This is a genomic window from Phytobacter sp. V69 (genome assembly GCF_965644215.1).
Classification (GTDB): Bacteria; Pseudomonadota; Gammaproteobacteria; order Enterobacterales; family Enterobacteriaceae; genus Phytobacter.
Map to the genome: position 1 here is coordinate 1 of NZ_CBFFRL010000598.1, position 237 is coordinate 237.

Sequence of the window (237 nt, forward strand, 5' to 3'; positions counted from 1 at the left end):
TACCCGGTGATCATCAAGGCGTCCGGTGGTGGCGGCGGTCGCGGTATGCGCGTGGTTCGCGGTGACGCAGAGCTGGCGCAGTCCATTACCATGACCAAAGCGGAAGCCAAAGCGGCGTTCAACAACGACATGGTGTACATGGAAAAATACCTGGAAAATTCTCGTCATATCGAGATCCAGGTACTGGCAGACGGTCAGGGCAACGCCATCTATCTGGCTGAACGTGACTGCTCCATG

Annotated in this window: 1 protein-coding gene; it reads left to right on the top strand. The window is 56.5% G+C overall.

Annotated elements, in window-relative coordinates:
• On the top strand, positions 1 to 237 hold a 237-nt coding region (locus ACSZPU_RS26565), incomplete at both ends, for an ATP-binding protein (RefSeq protein WP_499004596.1).